General features: G+C 46.3%; 1 protein-coding gene. It reads left to right on the top strand.

Annotated elements, in window-relative coordinates:
* Positions 1 to 176 precede the first annotated feature (176 nt).
* Entirely contained in the window at positions 177 to 1,511 is a 1,335-nt protein-coding gene (gene glmM, locus RO21_RS11725; protein ID WP_047977964.1) for a phosphoglucosamine mutase, read from the top strand.
* The last annotated feature ends 336 nt before the right edge of the window (positions 1,512 to 1,847 follow it).

Below are 1,847 nucleotides of genomic sequence, written 5' to 3'. Positions count from 1 at the left end.
ATTTTTAATTCCACTTATTACAACCTAATTTAACATTCTCCCTAATTTATCTCGTTTTATTTGTTTAGATTATCTTAGTTGGGTTTAGAAAAATGTCAGGAAAACTGGCAACTTTTGTTAATAAACGCTAACATAGCGCCGTTTAAGCTAAGTTGGCTTTTTTATTGAGGATTTTTATGGCAGAACGTAAATATTTTGGGACGGACGGCGTGCGGGGTAAAGTGGGACAATATCCAATCACCCCCGATTTTGCATTAAAGCTGGGCTGGGCAGCCGGTAAAGTCTTGGCGACTCAAGGCTCGAAAAAAGTATTAATCGGTAAAGATACCCGTATTTCCGGCTATATGTTGGAATCGGCATTGGAAGCGGGGCTGGCGGCAGCCGGTTTATCCGCCGCGTTCACCGGCCCGATGCCGACACCGGCGATCGCCTATTTAACCCGCACTTTCCGTGCCGAAGCGGGGATTGTGATTTCCGCTTCTCACAACCCCTATGACGATAACGGCATTAAATTCTTTTCCGCTCAAGGTGAAAAATTGCCCGATGAGGTGGAAGAAGCGATCGAAGCGATGCTCGATCAACCGATGGATTGCGTAGCGTCCGCAGAATTAGGGCGTGCCAGCCGTATCAACGATGCTGCCGGTCGTTATATCGAATTTTGTAAAAGCACCTTTCCGGCACATTTGAGTTTGGACGGCTATAAAATCGTGGTGGATTGTGCCAACGGCGCAACCTACCACATTGCCCCAAATGTGATGCGTGAATTAGGGGCGGAAGTGATTGAAATCGGCACACACCCTGACGGCTTGAATATCAATGAAAAATGCGGTGCAACCGACATTAAAGCCCTGCAAAATGTGGTGGTCGAAGTGGGGGCGGGCGTCGGTTTAGCCTATGACGGCGATGGCGACCGCTTAATTATGGTCGATCACTTAGGCAATAAAGTGGATGGCGACCAAATTCTGTTTATCCTTGCCCGTGAAGCACTGCGTGCCGGTAAATTACAAGGCGGCGTAGTCGGCACGTTAATGAGTAATATGAGTCTTGAAATTGCCCTGAAACAGCTTGCGATTCCGTTTGTGCGTGCTAACGTGGGCGACCGCTATGTGCTAGAGCAGCTCAAAGCGAAAGGCTGGAAACTGGGCGGTGAAAATTCCGGTCATATCATCGTGTTAGATAAAAACACCACCGGCGATGGCATTATCGCCTCGCTTGAAGTGTTAGCCGCAATGGCAGCCCATAAACTCAGCTTGAACGAGCTTGCTAAAGCCGTGCCGTTATTCCCGCAAGTGTTACTCAATGTACGTTTTGCCGGCGGTGCAAATCCGCTCGACAGCGAAGAAGTGAAAGCCGTTGCCGCAGAAGTAGAACAACGCTTAGCCGGCAAAGGGCGGATTTTATTGCGTAAATCCGGCACCGAACCGCTGATTCGGGTAATGGTGGAGTGTGAAGACGGCGAACTCGCCCAACGCTGCGCCGAAGAGATTGTCGAAGCGGTTAAACGTAACTAATTTCAATAAACAAGGCGGGCATTTTACCCGCCTTAATTTTTCCAAAAAATCAAGAAATCAAACCGCTTGTTAATCATTTTTCTCCCATAATGGTCTAATTTACTTGCCTAAACAACGAAAAAGGAAATCCTATAGGTCAAACACCTTATTCTAGAATACAAAAAACAAGTATATTGCGGACTTGCTAAACGGTCAGCACACCAACATTCAAGCTTGTAAAATGAAAAGCATCAGTTAATATGTTAATGATCATGCAAAAATGCGCCAGGCTGATGCAGTAAGATCATCGAAAAGTGATCCACTGCATCTTTTGATAAACTCCTTGTTATTTAAACA

Source organism: Muribacter muris (genome assembly GCF_001038205.1).
GTDB lineage: Bacteria > Pseudomonadota > Gammaproteobacteria > Enterobacterales > Pasteurellaceae > Muribacter > Muribacter muris.
The sequence above is the reverse complement of the archived record's forward strand: the minus strand, read 5'-3'. Positions and strand labels throughout refer to the sequence as shown.